The 22,258-nt window shown below is 42.4% G+C and carries 22 protein-coding genes; 9 read left to right on the top strand and 13 right to left on the bottom strand.

The window, feature by feature from the left end:
* Positions 1 to 38: 38 nt before the first annotated feature.
* Positions 39 to 1,193 (bottom strand): serine hydrolase domain-containing protein, encoded by a 1,155-nt coding sequence (locus I595_RS13690; RefSeq protein WP_054559996.1) that lies wholly within the window; start codon positions 1,191 to 1,193, stop codon positions 39 to 41.
* Between the two features lies 1 nt (position 1,194).
* Positions 1,195 to 1,719, bottom strand: a complete 525-nt coding sequence (locus I595_RS13685; protein ID WP_054559995.1) for a GNAT family N-acetyltransferase — start codon at positions 1,717 to 1,719, stop codon at positions 1,195 to 1,197.
* 395 nt (positions 1,720 to 2,114) lie between these two features.
* Between I595_RS13685 and I595_RS13680 the strand changes: the two genes are divergently transcribed.
* Positions 2,115 to 3,872 (top strand): PAS domain-containing hybrid sensor histidine kinase/response regulator, encoded by a 1,758-nt coding sequence (locus I595_RS13680; RefSeq protein WP_172675950.1) that lies wholly within the window; start codon positions 2,115 to 2,117, stop codon positions 3,870 to 3,872.
* Here the strand turns inward: I595_RS13680 and I595_RS13675 are convergent.
* From I595_RS13675 to trhO, 6 genes are all read right to left on the bottom strand, one after another.
* Positions 3,865 to 4,518, bottom strand: coding sequence for a 3-oxoacid CoA-transferase subunit B (locus tag I595_RS13675; RefSeq protein ID WP_054559993.1), 654 nt, complete (start codon positions 4,516 to 4,518; stop codon positions 3,865 to 3,867). The genes I595_RS13680 and I595_RS13675 overlap by 8 nt on opposite strands.
* A complete protein-coding gene (locus I595_RS13670) occupies positions 4,511 to 5,218 on the bottom strand; it encodes a CoA transferase subunit A (protein ID WP_054559992.1) in 708 nt (235 codons plus the stop codon). Before I595_RS13670 ends, I595_RS13675 begins: the two co-directional genes overlap by 8 nt.
* An 11-nt stretch (positions 5,219 to 5,229) precedes the next feature.
* Positions 5,230 to 7,560 carry a penicillin-binding protein 1A gene (locus I595_RS13665; RefSeq protein WP_054559991.1) on the bottom strand — a complete coding sequence of 777 codons (2,331 nt, stop codon included), beginning with the start codon at positions 7,558 to 7,560 and terminating at the stop codon, positions 5,230 to 5,232.
* Positions 7,560 to 8,048 (bottom strand): gliding motility lipoprotein GldH, encoded by a 489-nt coding sequence (locus I595_RS13660; RefSeq protein WP_054559990.1) that lies wholly within the window; start codon positions 8,046 to 8,048, stop codon positions 7,560 to 7,562. The genes I595_RS13665 and I595_RS13660 overlap by 1 nt, the downstream gene beginning before the upstream one ends.
* The gene (locus I595_RS13655; RefSeq protein WP_054559989.1) at positions 8,041 to 9,210 is read right to left on the bottom strand and encodes a PSP1 domain-containing protein; all 1,170 of its coding nucleotides are present in this window, start codon (positions 9,208 to 9,210) and stop codon (positions 8,041 to 8,043) included. Before I595_RS13655 ends, I595_RS13660 begins: the two co-directional genes overlap by 8 nt.
* 101 nt (positions 9,211 to 9,311) lie before the next feature.
* Positions 9,312 to 10,343, bottom strand: a complete 1,032-nt coding sequence (gene trhO, locus I595_RS13650) for an oxygen-dependent tRNA uridine(34) hydroxylase TrhO (protein WP_054559988.1) — start codon at positions 10,341 to 10,343, stop codon at positions 9,312 to 9,314.
* Positions 10,344 to 10,603: 260 nt separating this feature from the next.
* Here trhO and recA point away from each other — a divergent pair, with 260 nt between their 5' ends.
* From recA to I595_RS13630, 4 genes are all read left to right on the top strand, one after another.
* A complete protein-coding gene (recA, locus tag I595_RS13645) occupies positions 10,604 to 11,611 on the top strand; it encodes a recombinase RecA (RefSeq protein WP_054559987.1) in 1,008 nt (335 codons plus the stop codon).
* Positions 11,612 to 11,682: 71 nt separating this feature from the next.
* The gene (locus I595_RS13640) at positions 11,683 to 12,108 is read left to right on the top strand and encodes a hypothetical protein (RefSeq protein ID WP_054559986.1); all 426 of its coding nucleotides are present in this window, start codon (positions 11,683 to 11,685) and stop codon (positions 12,106 to 12,108) included.
* 33 nt (positions 12,109 to 12,141) lie between these two features.
* Positions 12,142 to 12,672, top strand: coding sequence for an RNA polymerase sigma factor (locus I595_RS13635; protein ID WP_054559985.1), 531 nt, complete (start codon positions 12,142 to 12,144; stop codon positions 12,670 to 12,672).
* 12 nt (positions 12,673 to 12,684) lie between these two features.
* On the top strand, positions 12,685 to 14,250 hold the full coding sequence (locus tag I595_RS13630; protein ID WP_054559984.1) for an outer membrane beta-barrel protein: 1,566 nt from the start codon (positions 12,685 to 12,687) through the stop codon (positions 14,248 to 14,250).
* A gap of 29 nt (positions 14,251 to 14,279) precedes the next feature.
* Here the strand turns inward: I595_RS13630 and I595_RS13625 are convergent, their stop codons facing one another.
* Complete coding sequence (locus tag I595_RS13625) at positions 14,280 to 15,020, bottom strand: lysophospholipid acyltransferase family protein (protein WP_054559983.1); 741 nt, start codon at positions 15,018 to 15,020, stop codon at positions 14,280 to 14,282.
* 169 nt (positions 15,021 to 15,189) lie between these two features.
* On the opposite strand from I595_RS13625, the gene I595_RS13620 reads away from it, so the two are divergent.
* Together I595_RS13620 and trpS are read left to right on the top strand one after the other, a co-directional pair.
* Entirely contained in the window at positions 15,190 to 15,432 is a 243-nt protein-coding gene (locus I595_RS13620) for a GlsB/YeaQ/YmgE family stress response membrane protein (protein ID WP_054559982.1), read from the top strand.
* Between the two features lie 185 nt (positions 15,433 to 15,617).
* A complete protein-coding gene (trpS, locus tag I595_RS13615) occupies positions 15,618 to 16,586 on the top strand; it encodes a tryptophan--tRNA ligase (protein WP_054559981.1) in 969 nt (322 codons plus the stop codon).
* A gap of 394 nt (positions 16,587 to 16,980) precedes the next feature.
* Here the strand turns inward: trpS and dprA are convergent, their stop codons facing one another.
* On the bottom strand, positions 16,981 to 18,084 hold the full coding sequence (gene dprA / locus I595_RS13610) for a DNA-processing protein DprA (RefSeq protein ID WP_157449754.1): 1,104 nt from the start codon (positions 18,082 to 18,084) through the stop codon (positions 16,981 to 16,983).
* 114 nt (positions 18,085 to 18,198) lie between these two features.
* Between dprA and I595_RS13605 the strand changes: the two genes are divergently transcribed.
* Together I595_RS13605 and I595_RS13600 are read left to right on the top strand one after the other, a co-directional pair.
* Positions 18,199 to 19,158 carry an HU domain-containing protein gene (locus I595_RS13605; RefSeq protein WP_054559979.1) on the top strand — a complete coding sequence of 320 codons (960 nt, stop codon included), beginning with the start codon at positions 18,199 to 18,201 and terminating at the stop codon, positions 19,156 to 19,158.
* A 59-nt stretch (positions 19,159 to 19,217) separates the two neighbouring features.
* A complete protein-coding gene (locus tag I595_RS13600; protein ID WP_054559978.1) occupies positions 19,218 to 19,730 on the top strand; it encodes an acyl-CoA thioesterase in 513 nt (170 codons plus the stop codon).
* Here I595_RS13600 and I595_RS13595 read toward each other — a convergent pair whose 3' ends face one another.
* From I595_RS13595 to I595_RS13585, 3 genes are read right to left on the bottom strand one after another with little or no spacing between them, the layout of a single operon-like run.
* On the bottom strand, positions 19,731 to 20,351 hold the full coding sequence (locus tag I595_RS13595) for a hypothetical protein (RefSeq protein WP_054559977.1): 621 nt from the start codon (positions 20,349 to 20,351) through the stop codon (positions 19,731 to 19,733).
* Positions 20,335 to 21,045, bottom strand: coding sequence for a hypothetical protein (locus I595_RS13590; protein WP_172675949.1), 711 nt, complete (start codon positions 21,043 to 21,045; stop codon positions 20,335 to 20,337). The genes I595_RS13595 and I595_RS13590 overlap by 17 nt, the downstream gene beginning before the upstream one ends.
* A 32-nt stretch (positions 21,046 to 21,077) precedes the next feature.
* On the bottom strand, positions 21,078 to 22,244 hold the full coding sequence (locus I595_RS13585; RefSeq protein ID WP_245628291.1) for a murein hydrolase activator EnvC family protein: 1,167 nt from the start codon (positions 22,242 to 22,244) through the stop codon (positions 21,078 to 21,080).
* Positions 22,245 to 22,258 lie beyond the last annotated feature (14 nt).

Below are 22,258 nucleotides of genomic sequence, written 5' to 3'. Positions count from 1 at the left end.
TAACAGCACGCTACAGAACGCAATAAAACATGATGAGCCTACCTGAGCGCTGCATTCACCAAACGCATAAACTCACCAACCTTATTAGGTTCTAACCAACGGGTTACCACCACTAAATCATGGTCCGGGTCCACGATAATAAAATTACCACCAAAACCCGCTGCGTAGAAGATGTTTTCTGAAAGGCCCTCCCAATGCCTGCCGCCCTTTTTGTTCAACCACCACATATACCCATAATTGGGGTTGGGGGCGGAGGGCGTGACCGCCTGTGCTATCCAATCTTTTGAAATTAGTTGGTCTTGCTTCCATTTTCCGTCATTTAAAAACAATAGGCCAAACCTTGCCATATCCTCGGCAGAAATAAATATTCCGCCCCCAGAGTGTCCTCCACCGGTAACGGATTTCATTTTTACGCCGTCTATCTCCGTCCAAGCATGTTCATAACCGTGCCACCTCCATGTGGTAGATGCCCCGATCTTGTCCATTAACTCTTCTTTTAAGACCATGGGCAATGGTTTTCTCCAAACATGGGTTAGGGCATAGGCCAGCACATTAACCCTAACGTCATTATATTCCATAACGGTTCCGGGTTCCACTGGTTTTTTAAACTTCCAATCGTCAATACCGCCCTCCCTTGGCGGCCTATCGGCCCAATCTTTACCTCCCCATAGCTCACCGGACCAGGCGGAGTTTTGTTGCAAGAGGTGCTCCCAAGTTATCTTGCTATTGTGGTTTCCTTCAAAAGTCCCATCCCAAATATACTGTGCCACCGTATCATTGATGGATGCGATCAGCTTTTGATCAGCGGCCAAACCTGCCATGGTACTCAGAAAACTTTTGGTTACGCTAAAGGTCATATCCACCCTTTTAGTGTCGCCCCAAGCAGCAACCTTATAACCGCTCTTTAAAATCATCCCAGCCGGACCTCCCCGTTTTTTTGTAGGGCCTAAAATTTCATGGAAAGGTTCGCGTTCAAAGCCTTTTAAAATAGCAATGCGTAAATCCCTGGAACCGGAATATTCGTTCTGCTCTGCAAATCTTATGGCCTCCCGCAGTTCTTTTGGTTTAAACGTTTGGCTTACACCAACCCCTTGGGCCCACTTTGCATTACGGTCCGGAAAATAATAGCCTTGCCCATTGGCAATTTGCGTTATCAACAATATCCAGAGCATAAAAGGTAAACTGCGCTTCATATCAAATATTTTTTCTTAACAACCAATCTGTTTGTCTATCCTTGCCTATATCATAGGGATGGGTTCCAATTTTCTGAAAACCATAGGCTTCGTAGAAGCTGAGGGCACGGGGGTTTTCTTGCCAAACGCCCAACCACAGATAAGATTTACCCATGCCATTTGCCAATTGCACCACATAATCTAGGATTTGTTTGCCAAAACCTTGGTTTTGATAATCGGAAAGTACGTAAATACGTTCTAGTTCCATGCCCATCTTTTCCCTAAATTCTGTCTGCGCATTAGCAATATTGGTTTTAAAATAACCTATTAGGGTTTTCTGTAATTTACAAAAATAAAAGGTGGAGTGCTTATTGGACCATTCCCTTTGCAGTCTTTCCGGAGCAAACGCCTCGGAGATATAAGAATGAAAATCTTCTGGATTGTTTTGAGTTTCAAACGCCGCTATAAAGGTGTTTTTGGCAACTTGGGTCAATAAGTGTAGTTGGTCTTTTTGAACTTCTTCAAAAGTGAGTGCCGCTGGTTTCATGCAGCACTAAAATAAAAAAAGGCCACGATTTAATCACGGCCTTATCATTTTTTAATGAGGCTTGTTCCTACAACATAAATAATTTTCTTACCAACCTGGCCATGCCACTGTAAAAATCATTTCTATAGACCTGCACTTCTTGATGTATTGTCCCTTGGTTAAATTCTGATGTCATATTATAAATCTTATTTGGGATTAATTTGGTTTACTAATGGAATATAAAGATGTCCATATTCCTGACAGAGTAAAAAGTTTTGTTGTGAACACTATTGTTTTGTTTGTAAAACTATGGTTTACGTATACCACGGCTGACCGATTATTTATGTTTTAGACCGATGAAATATGGTGGTGCCTGTTTTTCCCTTTTTCTTTGTTTTTCCCAAATTAACCTATTTATGAAGTCTAACAGCGATATACATCCGCTGTTGAAGGCGCAACTGGACCGTCTTCAGCATACTACACTAAACCCTTCTGATCTAACGGCCATCTTTAAGGAAATTAGTCAAGTCTTCACCAAGTTCGAAACTTCCGAACAGCAGTTGCAGCAGCTATTGGATATTCAACAAAAGCAAAAAAAACACGCAGATCTTAAAATTGAGAACTTTATAAGAAGGGCAGAAAAAATTGTAAATAATATCACAGAGGTTGTTTTTGAAATTGACCTTAACGGGAATTGGATTTACCTGAATCCGGCCTGGGAACAACTCACTGGTTTAAAGGTCATAGACTGTTTGGGAAAGCCTTACCGTACACATTTGGAATACTTTAAAATAGCCAATTGCGGTGTTTTTGATGATTTTTTTCAGAGCGATTCAAAGGCTTGTTGCCAAGTGTTGAACTTAAATCATAGCAAACAACAATTTTGGTATGAAGTCAACGTAAAAAAGCTCTTCTCCCCAAACGGTAAACCCACAGTGCTTATCGGTACCATTAGTGACATAACGGAACAAAAAAATAAGGAAATAACGCTAATGCGCGATAAGGACCGTGAAACCCTGTCAAACAAAGCAAAAGATGAATTTTTATCAACTATTTCCCACGAAATACGAACTCCATTAAATGCCGTTATCGGCACAACGCACTTGCTTTTAATGGAAAATCCAGAAGAGCGACAGCTAGAAAACCTCAACGTTTTAAAGCATGCCTCGGAACATTTACTGTCGCTGGTGAACGATATTCTGGATTTTGGTAAGATAGATACCGGCAAGGTGGCCTTAGAGAAGACCCCTTTTAGTTTGGATAATAGGCTAAACGCCCTTTACGCCACGTATAGTAAAATGGCAGCTGAAAACGGCATTGGTTTTAACTTAAACAAGGACAAACGCATACCTAAACACCTATTGGGGGATCCCACAAGGCTCATGCAAGTGCTCACCAATTTGGTCGGCAATGCCATAAAATTCACACAGCAAGGCGAGGTTGCCCTAAATATTTTACAAAGCAAACGCACAAATACGAAGGCCACTGTAACCTTCGAAATTGTGGACACGGGAATAGGCATCTCCAACGATCAGCAACCCAAAATATTCGAGGCGTTTACCCAGGCAGATATCTCAATCAATAGAAAATTTGGCGGATCCGGATTAGGACTAAGTATTTGTAAAAAACTCATTTCCCTCATGGGGGGTGATATAAAGGTAAAAAGTGAGTTGGGCGTTGGCTCCGTCTTTAGCTTTGAACTTAGCTTTGATATTGCCCCAAACCAGGATTCCGAGTTATGCCAGAAACCAAAAAATAGCACAATGGATGTTTTAAGCGACATACGAGTGCTCGTGGCAGAGGATAACAAGGTAAACATCCTTATGCTGAAAAAATTCCTGAGCAAATGGCAAATTGAGGCGGATATCGTTGAAAATGGCAAGCTTGCCGTAGAAAAATGCAAGGAAGAAACTTACGATATTGTGCTGATGGATATTTTAATGCCGGTCATGAACGGGTTTGAAGCTACAAAAGCCATTAGAGCTTTTGATAAAGAGGTGGCCATAGTAGCATTATCTGCCTCTGCCGCGGCACATTTGGCAGAAGAATATAAAGAGGGTGGCTTTGATGCGCATTTAGGAAAGCCATTTAATCCAAACAGTTTATATGAATTGATGAAGGGCCTTTACGAAGCAAAGAATGAAAATCTACCTTACCAATTAGGGTTTATATAACCATTTCTGGAACAGTGCCCTTAACAATCAACCTCCCTTGGGTCGCTTTTTGAATTTCTTCCACACTAACCCCGGGAGCCCTCTCTAGTAGCACAAACCCTTTAGGGCCTACCTCCAGTACCGCTAAATTCGTCACAATTTTCTTTACACAGCCCACGCCTGTCAGGGGTAGGGAACATTGTTTTAGCAGTTTGGATTCACCGGCACGGTTGGTATGCATCATGGCAACAATGATGTTTTCTGCCGATGCCACCAAATCCATGGCACCACCCATCCCTTTTACCATTTTACCGGGAATCTTCCAATTGGCGATATCCCCGTTGTCAGCAACTTCCATAGCTCCCAAGATGGTTAAATCCACATGTTTGCCACGAATCATGGCAAAGCTGGTGGCAGAATCAAAAAATGATGCCCCGGGCAAGGTGGTAATGGTTTGTTTGCCAGCATTGATGATATCCGCATCCTCTTCGCCTTCAAAAGGAAAGGGACCCATGCCCAAAACCCCATTTTCACTCTGAAACTCTACGTTGATATCTTCCCGAACAAAATTGGCCACTAAGGTGGGAATACCAATGCCTAGGTTAACGTAAAAGCCATCTTGCACTTCTTTGGCTATTCTTTTTGCTATACCGTTTTTATCAAGCATGATTTTTTGTTCTTACGGTTCTTTGCTCAATGCGTTTCTCATAATGTTCTCCTTTGAAGATGCGCTGTACAAAAATGCCCGGAATATGAATCTCATTGGGGTCCAAGCTACCTGCCGGATGGAGTTCTTCCACCTCAGCCACGGTTATGGTGGCAGCGCCACACATGCAGGGATTAAAGTTTCTTGCCGTACCCTTAAAGATTAAGTTACCTGCCTCATCACCCTTCCAAGCTTTAACAAAGGAAAAATCTGCCTTGTAGGCATGTTCCAAAACATACATTTTACCATTGAACTCTCGTGTTTCCTTTCCATGGGCAACCTCCGTGCCGTATCCCGCTGGGGTATAAAATGCAGGAAAACCGCCTTGGGCAGCCCTACATTTTTCGGCCAAGGTGCCTTGTGGGGTAAGCTCTACCTCCAATTCCCCGCTCAACATTTGCCGTTCAAACTCGTCATTTTCCCCTACGTAGGAAGAAATCATTTTTTTTATTTGGCGTCCTTGCAAGAGCAATCCAAGGCCAAAATCATCTACGCCTGCATTGTTTGATATACAAGTGATGTCCTTTATGCCCAGACGTACCAATTCAGCAATGGCGTTCTCTGGGATGCCACAAAGACCAAAACCACCCAACATAAAGGTCATCCCATTTTTGACCCCCTCAAGGGCGTTGGCCACATTTGACACCTTTTTATTTATCATGGCTTGTTTTTCTAAAAATCCAGTTCTTCTAAATCGTCTTTAACTTCCTCTTTTTTCATCTCCTCAATGACTTTGGTACAATCCACATTGATGGACAAGTTTTCTGGCTTCTCAAAATCCGATTTTGATATGCCCAGTTCCTCATTTTCATAATTCGCCTTCATATATAGCCCCCAAATGGGCAATGCCATGGAAGCACCCTGGCCATAGAGAATGGACTTAAAATGCGTGGCCCGCTCTTCACCACCTACCCAGACCCCGGTGACCAAATTGGGTACCATGCCCATAAACCAGCCGTCACTTTGGTTCTGTGTGGTACCTGTTTTACCGGCAATAGGGTTGGTTAATTCATAAGGATAACCTGTTATAATTTCCTTATACACCGTATTGTTCTTATTGTAAGAGTGCCTCAGCCTAGTTCCTGAGCCTCCTTGGGTCACCCCCTTCATCAAATCAACCATGGCATAGGCGACATCCTTACTTAACACATCTTTGGTTTCGGGCACGTACTCATATAAAACCGTACCATTCTTATCTTCAATTCGAGTGACCATAACTGGTTTTACATATACCCCTTGATTTGCAAAAGTTCCGTATGCGCCTACCATTTCATAAACATTGACTTCGGGTACGCCCAATGCTATTGCTGGAACAGGCAAAATCTCTCTAGAAATACCCATATTATTTGCAATCGTAGCTACGGATCCTGGCCCAACCTGATCTATAAGTTGTGCTGTAATGGTATTCACGGAATTTGCCAACGCATTTTTTAAGGTGCGCTTTTTCATGGAATACTTGCCATCAGAATTCTTTGGGCACCACTGCTCCATGTTGCCATGTTTTAATGGCTCTATGCAATACTGCGTGTCCGGTAATGAATCGCAGGGAGATAATCGTAACTGGTCTATGGCAGCCGCATATACAAATGGTTTAAAGGTAGAACCCGCTTGCCTAGAACCCTGTATGACATTATCATATTGAAAATGTTTGTAGTCTACGCCACCAACCCAAGCTTTTACATGGCCTGTCTGTGGCTCCATGGACATCATGGCAGTACGCAAAAAAGTCTTGTAATACCGGATGGAATCCAAGGGGGTCATTACGGTATCTTTCTCGTAGGAATCGCTGTTCCAGTCAAATACGGTCATCGGGGTTTTTTCCTTAAAAGAGGCTCTTATTTTATTCTCAGAAACCCCTTGACGTTTTAAAGCACGCCATCTTTGGGAGGTTTTCATGGCACGTTCCATGATATTATCAATCTCAAAAGGCTCCAAATCCAGAAATGGGGTCGTTTTATTCCGTTCTGGCGTATTTTGCACAAAAAACTCCGCCTGCAGTTTTTTCATATGAGCGGTCACTGCATCTTCTGCATTTTGCTGCATTCTGGAATCTATGGTCGTATAGATTTTAAGCCCATCTTGATAGATGTTGTATTTGGTACCATCTGGCTTTGGGTTGTCCTTTACCCAGTTGTTTAACCAGCGCTGCATATACATCCTAAAGTAGGTCGCCAAACCTTCACGGTGGGATTCTGGATTATAGTTCAGTTTTAAAGGAAGTTTCTGCAACGAATCTTTAAGCTGTTCTTGTATATACCCGTATTTTGCCATTTGGGCCAAAACTACATTGCGCCTATTCTTTGTGCCTACCGGATTACGGCTAGGCCGTGGATTGTACAAAGAAGAATTCTTGAACATACCCACTAACATGGCAGACTCCTCTACGCGAAGTTCTTTGGGTTCCTTCCCGAAATAAATACGGGACGCAGAACGGATACCATCGGCATTATTTCCAAAATCATAAATATTGAAATACATGGCAATAATTTCCTCTTTGGTATACTGGCGTTCCAAGCGGGTTGCCAATACCCATTCCTTTATTTTTTGGGTAATTGCTTCTACTTTATTTCTGGACCTTACCCCAACAAAGAGTTGTCTGGCCAACTGTTGGGAAATGGTACTGGCACCACCTTTTTTTCCCAAATAGAACAAAGCTCTTAAGAAGCCTCTGGCATCAATACCGGCATGTTCATAAAAACGGGCATCTTCCGTAGCAACCAAGGCGTCCACTAGGTTTTTTGGTAAATCCTTGAAATCTACCGGTGTTCTGTTATCATCCAAATACAGCTTGCCCAAGGTCTCCCCATCCGCCGAAATAAATTCTGTTGCCAGGTTGGTTTCAGGATTTTCCAAATATTCATACTCTGGCATGGGTCCAAAAACGCCCCATGATGCCAATAAAAAGATGAGTCCTCCCGCACATATGCCGGTAAAGAACAGTATCCAAAACCATTTGATAAACTTAAAAAACCGATTTTTTTGCTTCTTCTTAGCTGTTGCCATTAGGGAGTCTTACTTTTTTCAATTTCTAAACCAACATCGGTAATGCCTTTTAGGCTTTCCATACCTCTGACCTCGCCATTTTTTCGCATGGCGTGCACTATGTTAAAGGTATATACGCCAGATTCCTTAAAAACGATGTTTTCCCGGTACCAAAGCCTACTTTCCTTGATACTGCCACGGCCATTTCCTAACCAACTCCCATCCGGTGCAGCCATTTCAAACTCTAAGGTATCCAATGTGGTGTCTCCAAGTGGGGTTTCCAGTTTTGTGATTAAAAACAAATTGCTGAACTCAAATTCATTATTGTTCCTTACATTGATATACACATGATTGGGATAAAGACTGTCCGTGCTTTTAAACTGAAATTGCAAAGTGTCGCTGGCCTTCCAACGACCATTGTTTAGGCTGGTATATTCTGAGTATATCGTATTTGAAGAACAAGCGCCAACCATCAAACAAACGAGTACCACCAAATATTTTTTAACCATTTTTAGAAGCTGCTTTGTTTTTATTAGGCCGTCTTTTCTTGTTTCTACGTTTTTTATTGTTCCGCCTTTTGGGTTTATCAAAACGATTTAGGCTATCCTGGCCAACCACGTTTTCAAAAACCAACTTCTCTTCCAAGGGAATATCTACAACATAGGCCTCCAGACTGGCCACTTTCTTTTTGGCCTTGTTCAAACCTATGATTTCCTGGACTTGTTTTTTGTTGAGGGCGTGCCAGTTGGCAGGTTCGTTTTTGTAGGAGAACCAAAGGGTTTCTTTAAAAATATCCGTTTTCTGACAAAAAGCGACGCCTTTTTCCGTCTGTAGTTTGGTATCCGGTGAAGGAAAGTCCTTTAAGGCATCCAGGTACATGTCCAACTCGTAATTTAAGCAGCACTTTAGCTTTCCACATTGTCCTGCCAGTTTTTGTGGATTCAATGCCAGCTGCTGGTAACGTGCAGATGCAGTGCTTACAGACCTAAAATCTGAAAGCCAGGTAGAACAACAGAGCTCCCGCCCGCAGGACCCAATACCACCAAGCCTTTGTGCTTCTTGCCGGTAGCCAATCTGTCTCATCTCTATCCTAATGCTAAAAGCCTTGGCCATATCCTTGATGAGCTGCCTAAAATCCACACGGTCTTCCGCGGTATAATAAAACGTGGCCTTAGAACCGTCGCCCTGAAATTCAACGTCGCTTATTTTCATTTCCAACTTTAGGGAAATGGCTATCTCCCTTGCCCGTTTTTGGATTTCTGCTTCCTTATCCCTGCATTTCTGCCAAATATCAATATCTCGCTGGGAAGCTTTTCGGTAAATTTTGGGAAGGCCATTGTCTTCCGCAGACACCTTTTTTTTCTTCATTTGCACCTTTACCAACTCGCCGGTAAGGGTAACAATACCCACATCATGTCCGGATTTTGCTTGTGTGGCTACCACATCTCCTATGGAAAGACTAAGGTTTTCTGAATTTCTGAAGAATTCTTTTCTACTGTTTTTGAAACGGACTTCCACGCAATCAAAAGGCTTTTGCCCATTTGGAAGCGACATATTGGAAAGCCAATCGAAAACTGTAAGCTTGTTACAACCATCCGTGCCACAAGTACCATTGTTCTTGCATCCACGCGGTTGTCCATCTTTGCCAGTTGAACAACTGCTACAACCCATATTTTATATCTTGATTTAGCATCCGCACCAAGGGTGATGCTAAAAAAGGTTCATATTAAACTCAAAAGTAAAGATAGCATAATTTAAACAGTTGCTAAATCTTACTTCTTAAATTTCAATACTTCGGAGCGTCCTTTTTTAAAGATTTTGTTGCTGGCATGCTTCCCTTTACGAAGTTTTTTCTGTTCTTCAAAAGGCAGTGCATGTATGGTTTTACAAGCATCCGAGCAACACTCGTTCATGGCTTTGGCACATGCCTCACATTGGATGAACAGCAAATGGCAGGCCTCATTGGCGCAGTTAACGTGGGTGTCACAGGGTTGTCCACATTGGTGGCAATTGGAAATGATATGATCAGAAATACGTTCGCCCCGCCTGTGGTCAAAAACAAAGTTTTTTCCCAGGAACTTATTTTCCAGGTTCTTCTTTTTTACTTGTCTGGTATATTCAATTATGCCACCTTCTAGTTGGTACACCTGTTTAAAACCCTTGTGCTTATAATAGGCACTGGCCTTTTCGCAACGAATCCCGCCCGTGCAGTACATCACCAATTTTTTATCCTCTTTGTGGTCTTTTAGGTCCTCCTCTATTACATCCAAAGAATCACGAAACGTATCCACATCCGGGGTAATGGCATTTTTAAAATGACCTATTTCACTTTCGTAATGGTTGCGCATATCCACCAAAACGGTATCGGGGTCTTCAATGAGCTCATTAAACTTTTGGGCATCCACGTGTATTCCTTTGTTGGTCACATCAAAGGAGCCATCGTCCAGGCCATCGGCCACTATTTTATGACGTACTTTCACCTTGAGTTTTAGAAAGGATTTATTGTCCTGTTCTATGGCAATATTCAAACGAACGTGTTCAAGGAAAGAAATACTGTCCAAGTGTTGCTTAAAGGCCTCAAAATTATCTGCCGGGACGGATAATTGAGCGTTAATGCCTTCCTTGGCAACATATATTCTGCCCAAAACGTCCAAAGCGTTCCAGTGTATAAAAAGATAGTCCCTAAAAAGTTGGGGGTTCTTAATGTGCGCGTATTTGTAGAAAGAGATGGTTAGGCGTTCTTTACCCGCCTCTTCAATCAGAAGTTCCCTTTCCTTCGCACTTAGTGTATTGTACAGTTGCATGCTATACCAATAAGATAAGTTAACGAAATATGTTCTTTTGGGCAAAAATAAGGATTACATGAAAAGGCACCCTTTATTTAGGGTGCCTTTTGACCACTATGTTTCTTTTTCATAGATAAAAGTTCTTTCTAGTGGTCGTGTGCAATTATCAAACTATTGGGGCAAACAATCATTTTATAGATGTGATTGGTTGAAAAGGTTGCGTTGGTATCCAAAAATGACAAAGAAATGCTATTTTCGTTCTCTAATAAAAAGGAACCATGAGCAACGAAAAAGAGGCAAAATTAAAAGCATTAAAACTTACCCTAGATAAATTGGACAAAACCTACGGAAAAGGTGCTGTCATGAAAATGGGGGACAGCGTTATTGAAGATGTGGAGGTAATCCCCTCTGGATCTTTGGGTCTGGATTTGGCATTGGGCGTTGGCGGATATCCAAGGGGACGGGTCATTGAAATCTACGGTCCGGAATCCTCTGGTAAAACCACCCTTACCTTGCACGCCATTGCGGAGGCCCAAAAGAATGGTGGCATTGCTGCCTTTATTGATGCGGAACATGCCTTTGATCGTTTCTATGCCCAAAAACTGGGCGTGGACATTGACAACCTGATTATCTCACAACCAGATAATGGGGAACAGGCCCTAGAAATTGCGGATAACCTTATCCGTTCTGGTGCTATTGATATTGTCATTGTGGATTCCGTGGCTGCATTGACCCCAAAAAGTGAAATTGAGGGAGAGATGGGGGACTCCAAAATGGGATTACATGCCCGCTTAATGTCCCAAGCTTTGCGGAAATTGACAGGTTCCATTAGTAAAACCCATTGCACCGTGGTCTTCATTAACCAATTACGTGAAAAAATTGGGGTCATGTTTGGAAACCCAGAAACTACCACCGGTGGTAACGCTTTAAAGTTTTACGCCTCTGTACGCCTGGACATTAGGCGGTCTACGCAGATCAAAAGCACGGATGGCGAGGTTCTAGGGAACAAAACCCGTGTAAAAGTGGTCAAGAACAAAGTGGCTCCTCCATTTAAAACGGCAGAATTTGATATCATGTACGGTGAAGGCGTATCCAAGGTAGGGGAAATATTGGATTTGGGCGTTGCCTATGAAATTGTAAAGAAAAGTGGGTCCTGGTTTAGTTATGGGGATACCAAACTAGGACAAGGTAGGGATGCCGTAAAGGGGCTTTTGGCAGACAATCCAGAGTTGGCAGAAGAATTGGAGGAAAAAATAAAAGAGGCCATTACCGCTATTAAAGCATAAATTATTCATAAAAACTCCTGTTGACGCAACCTAACGCAAAAAACGACATCTTTTAGTCGATTAAAGTTGTTATGAAAAAGGGTATCGTTTTAATTGCATCTCTAATTTTTGGTTTAACTTTCCTTGGTTGTGAACTGGAGACTGAAGAAAATTTCCATTTTGTAGCCCTAGAAGTGGTGGAGGCTGAAGTTCCGGATAATTTTACGCTCAACGGCCTTCATCCTATCAACGTGACCTACCTAAGGCCCGACGACTGTACCTTTTTTGAAGGTTTTGATATTGTACAGGGAGAGAACGGCTTGCGCAATATTGCAGCTATAGGCTCTACGTTGACAGACCGGGAGTGTAACCAGCAAATAGATAGCGTACAAGCGGTATTAACCGTTAATGCCGTTTTTAATGGAACCTATACCTTACGCTTTTATGCAGGATCGGGAGAAGATGGCTCACCTGAATATATTGTGTATGAGGTTCCCGTAGTCGACAGAGAGGATTAAGCCAATAAGTGTAAATATAAGCTAACCAGCATTTTGGGTTTAGATGAGCTCATAAACAACTGTAAAAAACAGGATAGAAAGGCACAGGCCGAATTGTACCGGAGATACTCCGGTATTCTTTTCGGTACCTGCCTTAAATACTCGCGCAACAAAACAGAGGCCGAGGACAACCTACATGACAGTTTTATGACCATTTTTAGTAAAATAGATCAGTTTACATTTAAAGGTTCTTTTGAAGGCTGGATGAAGCGTATTACCGTGAATACCGTTCTCCAAAAGTATCGGAAAGAACGCCATCTAGATGTGGTCTCAGAAAATATTGAGGATAGTGCAGATATTGAATCCGATACCATTGACATCCATTTAAATACCCTTTTGGGCTATGTGCAAGAACTACCCACTAAATACCGCATGACCTTTAATCTTTATGTATTGGATGGGTATTCCCATAAGGAAATCAGTGAACTATTAGGGACCTCAACGGGAACCTCAAAGTCTAACCTTGCGCGGGCTAGAATGATACTGAAAGAAAAAATTGAAAAAGAAAAAGTAAACATTACTTAATTCTGGTTAAGAATGGAAAAAAATAATTTAGATAACCTCTTTAAACAGAAGTTTAAAGACTTTGATGCACCGGCAGACCCGCAGGTCTGGCAGCGCATTGAAGCTTCTTTGGACAAAAAGAAGAAGAAACGGGTGGTTCCCATTTGGTGGCAATTAGGTGGAGTGGCCGCTTTATTGGCCATACTTTTATATATCCTTAACCCAGTAGCGGATACTCCTGAAACCACACCAAACAATCCAGTAGTGGACACGGAAAATGTGGCTCCCAATAGCCAGCAAAATAAAAAAGAGGAAATTCAGCTTACTAATGTTGATTCCAATGATAACAAAGATGATAGGCCCAGCAATCTACCCAATGGAGCACAACAAAAAGAAGAAAACGGGGATGGGGACCTTAGTAATGGCATAGACAAAAATCTTTTGCCGCAAAAACAAAAGCGTTTGGTAAATCAAGAACGGCCTAATAAGGGCTATCTACCAAAATCAAGGACACAAACTGACGTGGCAACAAAAGCGACACCCAAACCCAAACAGCAGAATCAACCCCTTAATTTCAAATCAGAAAGCACAGAGGTAGCCACTACAACACCAGATAACGTAGAAAAAAGTCTTCCCAATGCCATGGCAAACAAAAAGGAAGAAGCTATTTCGGCAGTTACGGGGCAAACAGATGTTGCCCACGTTAAGGATGACGAGAATCCATTGGAACGTTCCAAGGATAGTTTAGGCTCAAAGGAGAAAACGGCAATTGCGCAACAAAATGAGAAAACATCGATTTTTGACGCCATAAAAGAAAAGGACAAGGAAGAAGAGGTTGCCCTCTTGGAAAAAGAAAGCACTTCTGATAAATGGAGTATGGGCGCTGCGTTTGCACCGGTCTACTATGGTTCTATTGGCGAAGGCTCCCCAATCCACTCCAACTTTGCATCCAATGACAAATCTGGGAATGTAAATCTGAGCTACGGACTACAGGTATCCTATAACCTAAGTAAAAAACTAAGCCTGCGATCAGGGGTTCACCGGGTAGATTTTGGGTATGACACCAATGAAGTGGCTTTTTCCTCTTCCCCAGAATCCTCTACCAACGCATTGATAGATAATATCGATTATAGACCCACGGCTAGGAATCTGGTAGTGCGCAGTAAGCCGCTAGAAGCCCAAAACCCAACTAGCACGGACAATGAAATTTTGGTTGCAAATCCGAGTAGGGATGGCCGTATGGTGCAACAACTGGGCTACCTAGAAGTGCCCTTTGAACTCAATTACGCTTTGTTGGACAAGAAGCTGGGTGTCAATATCATTGGGGGCTTTAGCTCTTTATTTTTGGTGGATAACGCAGTGACCCTACAAGATTTGCAAAATGCTAGCGCCGCAACCGCCATGGGCAGTGCCAACAATGTGAACACACTAAACTTTAGCACCAATATTGGCCTTGGTATCCGGTATAGGTTTGCCCCAAAATTACAGTTTAACTTGGAGCCGATTTTTAAGTATCAATTAAACACTTTTTCCGAGACTGCCGGAAGTTTTAATCCTTATTCACTTGGGGTGTACAGCGGAATTAATTTTAGGTTTTAAGGCTTGGGTAAAAATACCTGTCCATTCTGTTAAGTGGAAGCATCAAGCTCACTTAGTATAACTTGGCGTACCTCTTCCCTAAGTGTTGAGGTATCCTCTGCGCCCAAAATACCGGTTTCAAAAAAGGAATGCACCTTTACCCGCAGCGGACCCGGACCTCCGCTAAGGAAGGTCCAAGAAAATCGTTTTTTACAATCCAAAAAAGACATGGGAACCACAGGTATATGGTGCCTTATCGCCATTCTAAAAGCACCATCCTTGAACCGATCTAAGAGCACCTCCTCATCTGGGACACCACCTTCTGGAAAGATACAGATGCTAAGTTTCTGTTGTAACCTGTGCTGTACCCGTCTATACACCGCAGTCCTGCTTTTTGGATTGTTCCGATCTACCAAAATACAAACACGTTTGTAAAAAAAGCCAAATACTGGAATCTTGGCCAATTCCATCTTGCCTACAAATACAAAAGGATTTTTGCTTGTATAAAGCATCAACATAATATCCAACATACTGGTATGGTTGGCTACCAGCATATAACTTTTATCCCGCTCCAGCTTTTGCTGCCAGGTAATTTTTGGAAAACAACCCATACCATACAAAATGGTCTTTGCCCAGAGGTTTCTGGCAATCCAAAAAAACTGGGGATACGTGCGTTCTGAAATAGTGGTGAGGAGCAAAATGGGGAAAAAAACGAAGATGGGCAGAGCTACCAAGAGATAAAACCAAACCCTGTATAGGACATGTCCAATGTTTTTTAGGAGTTTTATCATCTTCCAAAAGTAGAATATTTCAATGATAATCCTGAGTTAAAAGGATTCCGCTTGCATTTGCCACATCACAACTTAGATGTTGCAGCAAGCGTCCAATCTGCTTGTATCCCCTTTAGCTGGCAACCTTAGTTTATTTACTTATCTTCCCGTTTAGATAAAATATAAACCTATGGGACTTTTATACGCTCTTTTAATTGGCGCAGTGGCGGGCTGGTTGGCAGGCAAAATCATGAAAGGTGGTGGCTATGGCACCCTGATCAACATTTTATTGGGTATTGTTGGCGGTAGTGTTGGCAATTGGCTTTTTGGCACGCTTGGCATACAGGTTGGTACTGGAATTATTGGCGACCTTATTACCGGGGTCATTGGGGCATTGGTGATTCTGTTTGTAGCTGGGCTATTTAAAAAATAATTGGTTAAGGGCAGTAAAACATGTAGTAGGCCTGGGCCAACACAACACCTGCGAGTTCATGTGAATTACACCCTGCTGGGACCCTTTTTGCCGCTGTATGGGCAGGCTAGCTTAGAAAGCATACACCAAAGTTTCCTTTTTTTAATCCCAATGTGATTGTTACATTTACCACTTAAACGTTACGCATGGCAAGAATACTGACCGGTATACAAAGTACTGGCATCCCCCATTTAGGCAATATCTTAGGTGCTATTATGCCCGCCATTGAGATGGCCCAACATCCTGAAAACGAATCCTTTTTGTTTATCGCGGACATGCATTCCCTAACCCAAATTAAGAATGGGGAAACCTTGCGCAACAATACCTACGCCACCGCTGCAACTTGGTTGGCTTTTGGATTGGATGTTGATAAAACGGTATTCTACCGCCAGAGCGATGTACCACAGGTCACCGAACTTTCTTGGTACCTGAGCTGTTTATTCCCTTACCAACGGCTTACACTTGCCCATTCTTTTAAAGATAAGGCAGATCGATTAGAAGATGTGAACGCAGGCCTTTTTACCTACCCAATGCTCATGGCCGCCGATATTTTATTGTACGATGCCAACATTGTGCCAGTAGGTAAAGACCAATCCCAGCATTTAGAGATGACCAGGGATGTGGCTTCCAGGTTTCATGCCCAATTTGGGGAAACCTTTGTCTTGCCAGAAACCAAATTACAGGAAAATACGATGTACGTGCCCGGCACGGACGGCGCCAAAATGAGCAAAAGCAAAGGCAATACCATTAATATTTTTCAGCCAGATAAAAAATTGAGGAAACAGCTCATGGGCATCGTCACGGACAGCACTCCAATGGAAGACCCCAAAAACCCGGATGGCGATAATGTATTTGAACTTTATAAACTTTTGGCCACCCAAGAAGAAATAGAGGATATGAGCGCGCATTACCTTGCAGGAGGTTATGGCTATGGCCATGCCAAACAAGCGCTATATGAATTGATGCTCCAAAAATTTGAAACGCCTCGGGAACGCTTTGAGTACTATATGAACAACCTCAATGAAGTGGATGAGGCTCTTGCAAAAGGGGCTGAAAAAGCAAAAAAAGTGGCTGATGCTGTTTTGGCTAGAGTTCGAGGGAAGGTGGGCTATTAGTCTAAGGGGACTAGCCAAATATTAAAATTAAAGTTTTCGTCAACCATAGGTGTATCAAAAAACCATGTGGTTCTTTGTAAAACCACATATCGTACTGAGGCACGTGGCATCCTACGTAAAACTTACCTGTTTTTGAAGATAATATAACCCGCATGCAGCTGTAATTGAGATTCTTCTTCCTCCCAACTCCTCATCAGAATGTCATAATCACCATTCATCCTGTAAAAAAATCCAATGAAGTCGTTTACATAGTGAGCCACAAGCTACTTTTTTTCAACTTTTTCAATAAAACGAAGTTAACCGGTATTGATCACCCTGCCGAAGCGCATAAACAAGTAGAAAACCCATTCTGTCTCAAAAAAATCGATAAACGGCGCTTACAAAAATTTGATGTTTATATCGCCTCAAACAATTTCCCAGGCAACGGTCTTACAACGCCTTTCATTTCCATGTTCAACAAGGTTGATGAGACTTGATAAATGGGCAAACTACAAGCAAGGGCGATACTGTCCAGTAGCTGCTTGCCCTGTTCCTGTAATAACGAATAAATAGCTTGTTCATTAGCATCCAAATCCACAAATAGTTGCTTTTGTATGTTGTTTTGCTTGGGCTCATCTAATTTCCACCCTAAAAGGTAGACCAAATCCGCAGCAGAGGTCAATATTTGGGCCTTTTGCTGTTTTATGAGATTATTACAGCCCATACTGTACTTGTCGCCCGCCCTTCCCGGCACAGCAAAGACGTCACGGTTATAGCCATGGGCAATGTCCGCGGTGACCAAACTCCCTCCCTTTTCGGCAGATTCTATGACAATAGTTGCTTCGCTGAGCCCGGCAATGATGCGATTTCTTTTTAAAAAGTTTTCCCGCTCTGGATGGCTGCTGCTCCAAAACTCGGTATAAAACCCTCCGTTCTTTTCAATATCCTTAACATACCTTTTGTGTGCCTTTGGATATATCTGGTTTAACCCATGGGCCAAACAGCCTATGGTCTGCAATCCATACTTTAAGGCCGCTTTTTGGATGGCTATATCCACTCCATAGGCAAACCCACTGACGATAATGGGGTTCAAAGGCGCCAGTTCTTCCACAAACTGTTCACAAAATGCTTGTCCGTAACTGGTTATCTTCCGGGTACCCACTACGCTTATGATCCTTCTTGGGCTCAAATTTATGTTTCCACTAGAAAATAAAAGGATAGGGCTGTCCAAACAGTGTTTTAAAGCTGTTGGATAGTCCTCATCCTTAAAAAAATGACATTTAATGGTATTCTCAACAATAAATTGGAATTCTTGGGTGGCTTCCTCCAAATAAACCGTGTCGTACAAAGCTTTTAAGGTAAAGCTACCAATGCCATCAATCTGTAAAAGTTGGGAACGTTTGTGTTCAAAAATCGCTGATGCACTGCCACACTTTTCCAATAATTTTTTGGCAATGACATCACCAATATTTGGAATACGCTGCAGCCGCAAAAGGGATATCAATTCATTTTTGGGAATGGAACTCATTGAAATATAAGTTGAACTAAATGAAAAAATCGTTGACGGTACAATGTTAATAAAAACTTACCCTAGCTATTTTGTGCCAAGTCATTTTTTTCAATATTTGTCTTTATGCAGTTAGAACACTACATCACGCAATTACTCTATCGGTATCACTGTGTAGTTGTGCCACAGTTTGGTGCTTTCCTTGCGCAGACTGTTTCCGCAAAGATTGGAGCGGAAAGCCAAACCGTGCACCCACCTACAAAAATCGTTTCCTTTAATGAGCAACTACAAGAAAATGACGGATTGCTAATTTCTTTTATCTCAAAGGCCTTACATCTAGAGTATGACAGTCTTTTGGACGAAGTAGAACAAACCGTGGCACAGTGGCAATTGACATTGCAAGAAGAAAAATCCTTAACATTGGAAGGTCTTGGGACCTTGTCCTTGGGGGCCCATCAAAAAATACAGTTTCTTCCGCAGCAGCGCACGAACTACTTGGTCACTTCTTTTGGTTTGGCAGATGTAGGTGCCGCTCCCGTGGTACGAGAAGAACTGAAAAAAGACATTGAACTTACTGAAGAGCGGGTTCCATTTGTTTTTACCCCTCAAAAGCGTGAAGCTATTGAAAAAAGGCCATGGCTACGTTACGCAGCCATTGGGCTTTTATGTATTGCCCTTGGCACCTCCGGATACCAGTTGAGACAAAGCCAACAGCAGCAGCAGGCATTTTTGGTGCGCCAACAGGTGCAAGAAGTGGTCTCCAAAGAAATACAGGAAGCCACTTTTTTTGACACCGATCCTTTGGAGCTACCTGGTTTACGTTTAAATGTAAATAAGGGCAAGGTACAACAGCAAGGGCCATTGCACCATGTTGTGGCCGGAGCTTTTAGAATTCAGGCCAATGCAGATAAAAAGATTACCGCTCTAAGCCAACAGGGCTACAGGGCTACCTATATTGGCACCAATGCCTATGGGCTGCACCAAGTTGCCTACGGCAGTTTTACGAACGCTACAGATGCGCTACGGCTGTATAGGGAGATTAAGCGAACGACCTCTCCAGATGTTTGGATTCTTTCCGAGAAATAAAGGGAGTATACCAAAGCCAGCGTTTTTAACTTCAATATCTTTGCAAAAAAATATAAACCATGCGCGCAAAGACTCCCAGCGAATCTAGGACTATCATGACCGATATGGTTCTGCCAAGTGAAACCAACCCCTTAAACAACTTGTTTGGTGGGGAATTGTTGGCACGTATGGACCGTGCTGCCAGTATTGCCGCAAGACGCCATAGCAGACGCATCACCGTAACCGCATCCGTAAACCACGTAGCATTTAACCGTTCTGTGCCATTGGGCAGCGTTGTCACTGTTGAAGCAAGTATTTCTAGGGCTTTCCGTACTTCCATGGAAGTTTTCCTTGATATTTGGATGGAAGATCGTATCACGGGAGAACGTACCAAGGCAAATGAGGCCATTTACACTTTTGTGGCTGTAGATGAGACCGGCACCCCAACAGAGGTGCCACCGCTAATGCCGGAGACCGATTTGGAGAAAGAACGTTTTGCCGCTGCTTTGCGAAGAAAACAATTAAGCCTTGTTCTTGCCGGAAAAATGAAACCTAATGAAGCAACAGAACTTCGGGCACTGTTTATGGACTAATTAAAAAAACAAGCTAACCCCTGCAGTGGGCATAAAAAGAAAACTTGTGCCATAATCTTTCAATTGGTTTGCAGGGGCCTCAATATTCCAGAAATCAATGTATTGCTGCAGGGATAAAAAGAGGCCTATGGCCTTGCCTAATTTACGTTCCAACGTTACATTCACCATAAGGGTAAAGGCATCATCCTTAAAATTCTCTATTTGGTATTGATGGGTTAAAATAGCACTGCCCATTCCCATACCAACATACCCATGCAGCTGCTCGTTGCCAGGAAATACATCATAGGCCGTAGTCAGCAAAATTCTATTCCATTTACTGGTCTCAAATAGGTTCAATGTTTGTTCATCAATGACCTTGCCCTCCATATTTTGATATTGGACCCCTATTAAAAAGTTGGATTTTAGCCGAAATTGAAAGTCAACTTCAAAACCGCCTCCCCAATCGTAATCTGAGGATACAAAATGATTTCCAAAAGGCAATGGCCGGATATACCCCCACCTGGCCTGCACTTTTGTCTTTGTTGAATCTGCCATCCTGGTATCCTCCGTGGTTTGGCCTAAGGAAGGATAGGCTACCAAAAACCATAAGATGAACGAGCATTTCTTAAAATATAAACTCATAAGTTCCGTTGGTTTCGGCTACGTTAATCTTAAGCTCCCCTTGTTCCGTAACACCGTTGTTGAACAATTGGTAATTTAAAAGGATAGTGTCACTTTCTATGGTGGTTACCCTAATTTGTCTGTCCTCCGTACCTGGGGCAAGGCTAAAAAAAGAAAAATCCCGATTTGGATTAAAAAAAGGATTGTCTACTGGGTCATTATCCAATAGTTTTATCCTAGACCGGTTACTTTCTACGGAAAGGTTTAAGGTATCCGTGCTGTTCCGTTGCCTGGACACCCTTAGATCAAAGGGCACTATAGTATCTAAAACCACGGTACCCAGGTTATACGTATTGTCGGCAAAACTTAAGCCATTTACAAAATTTACCATGGTCCGGGCATAGCTCACTGTATTCCCACTAGGTTTAAAGTTAATGGACGCCAATATGTTGTTGGCGTTGATTGGATTAAAAGTAAGGATACGGATTTTACCTTCCCCATCACTGCGGCCCTCTGCAATCTTGGTTCCATATATTCCCCTAACGGCTTCATCAAACCGTAGCTCGGTTTCCGTAGCCGCAAATACTTCCAAAGAAACATTGGAAAGTGGTTCCTGTGCGCTGTTCATCAAAAGGGCCTCAAAACCAATTCTCTGGTTATCCTCAAACACCAACTCTTTCTGGCAGGAAACCAAAATAGCCATTACAACTAGCAAACAAGGCAACGGTTTCATATGGTTTTCATTAGCTACAACTGATAGACCCAGTCCTCTGGGTTCAGTTTTTTGGTATCTTGATAAAGATAAAATTTTAGCTTGGTGGCCCCGTCAAACTTGCTGGTATAAATTTTGCCCAAAGCCTCTTTAGCCGCTATTTTATCGCCTTTTTTAACAAAAACCTCAGCAAGGTTGTAGTACATGCTAATGTAATTTCCGTGGCGCACATAAACCCCTTTTTGCCCTGTTTTCATGGTCATGATCTCTATCACCTCCCCTTCAAAAATGGCACGTGCTACCGCATCCTTATCCGTGGATATGGTGACCCCATTGTTCTGGTGGATGATGCCTGGGTATACTTTGTCCTTATACTTACCAAAACCTTGGCTTTTAATCCCTTTTTCTACCGGCCATATCAGTTTTCCCCTATTGGATGAAAAGTTATTGGCAATTAATTTGGCCTCTGGAGTAAGGCTAAAGCTGTTTTTATCGGCACTTCCAGATTTTTTGTTGGTAGAGGCAATAGCGCTACGGATGAGTTTTTCAATCTCCCTATCAATCCGCCTTGCCTCCCTCTTTTTTTTATCTATCTCCGCAACGTACTTACTTTCATTTTGGCGAATGCTTCGCAACAACTCTTTTTGGGTATTGATCTGTTTAAATAAGTTGTCCTTTACCCTTTTATTATCTGCTAAAAGCTGTTCCTTTATTTTCCTTTGGCCAATGAGTTGGGTATTGGTCCGTTTTAAGTCCTCTGCGGCCTTGACAATAGCTTCCCCTTGCTTTTTTCTGTGGTCTGCGTATTGTTTCATATACTGTAGCCTTTTAAAGGCTTGGAAAAAGTCTTTGGAAGACAGTAAGAACATTAAGCGGTTCTGCTGTGATCTTTGTTGGTAAGACTTCTGGATAAGGGTGGCATAGTCATCTTTTAACAAGGTTAAATCTTCCCTTAGCTTTGCCAATTTCCGAACGTTGGCATTGATTTGCCTATTTAAAAGATTGGTTTGCTGGTTGGTGACCCTTATCAATTCTTGGCTCATGTTTATTTTACGGTCCAAAGCATCCATTTGGTCCAAAACCGTGCCCTTCTCCTTTTTTTCCGCAAAAAGCAAACGGTTAATTTCTTTGATTTCCTTTTGAATACGTGCCCGTTTGGCTTCTAGGCTTTTTTGTTCTCTGGTCTGCGCATGGGTTGCCATTGCCATAATTAACA

Origin of the sequence: Croceitalea dokdonensis DOKDO 023 (assembly GCF_001306415.1) — a bacterium.
GTDB classification, from domain to species: domain Bacteria; phylum Bacteroidota; class Bacteroidia; order Flavobacteriales; family Flavobacteriaceae; genus Croceitalea; species Croceitalea dokdonensis.
This window is presented reverse-complemented; position numbering and strand designations above follow the sequence as displayed.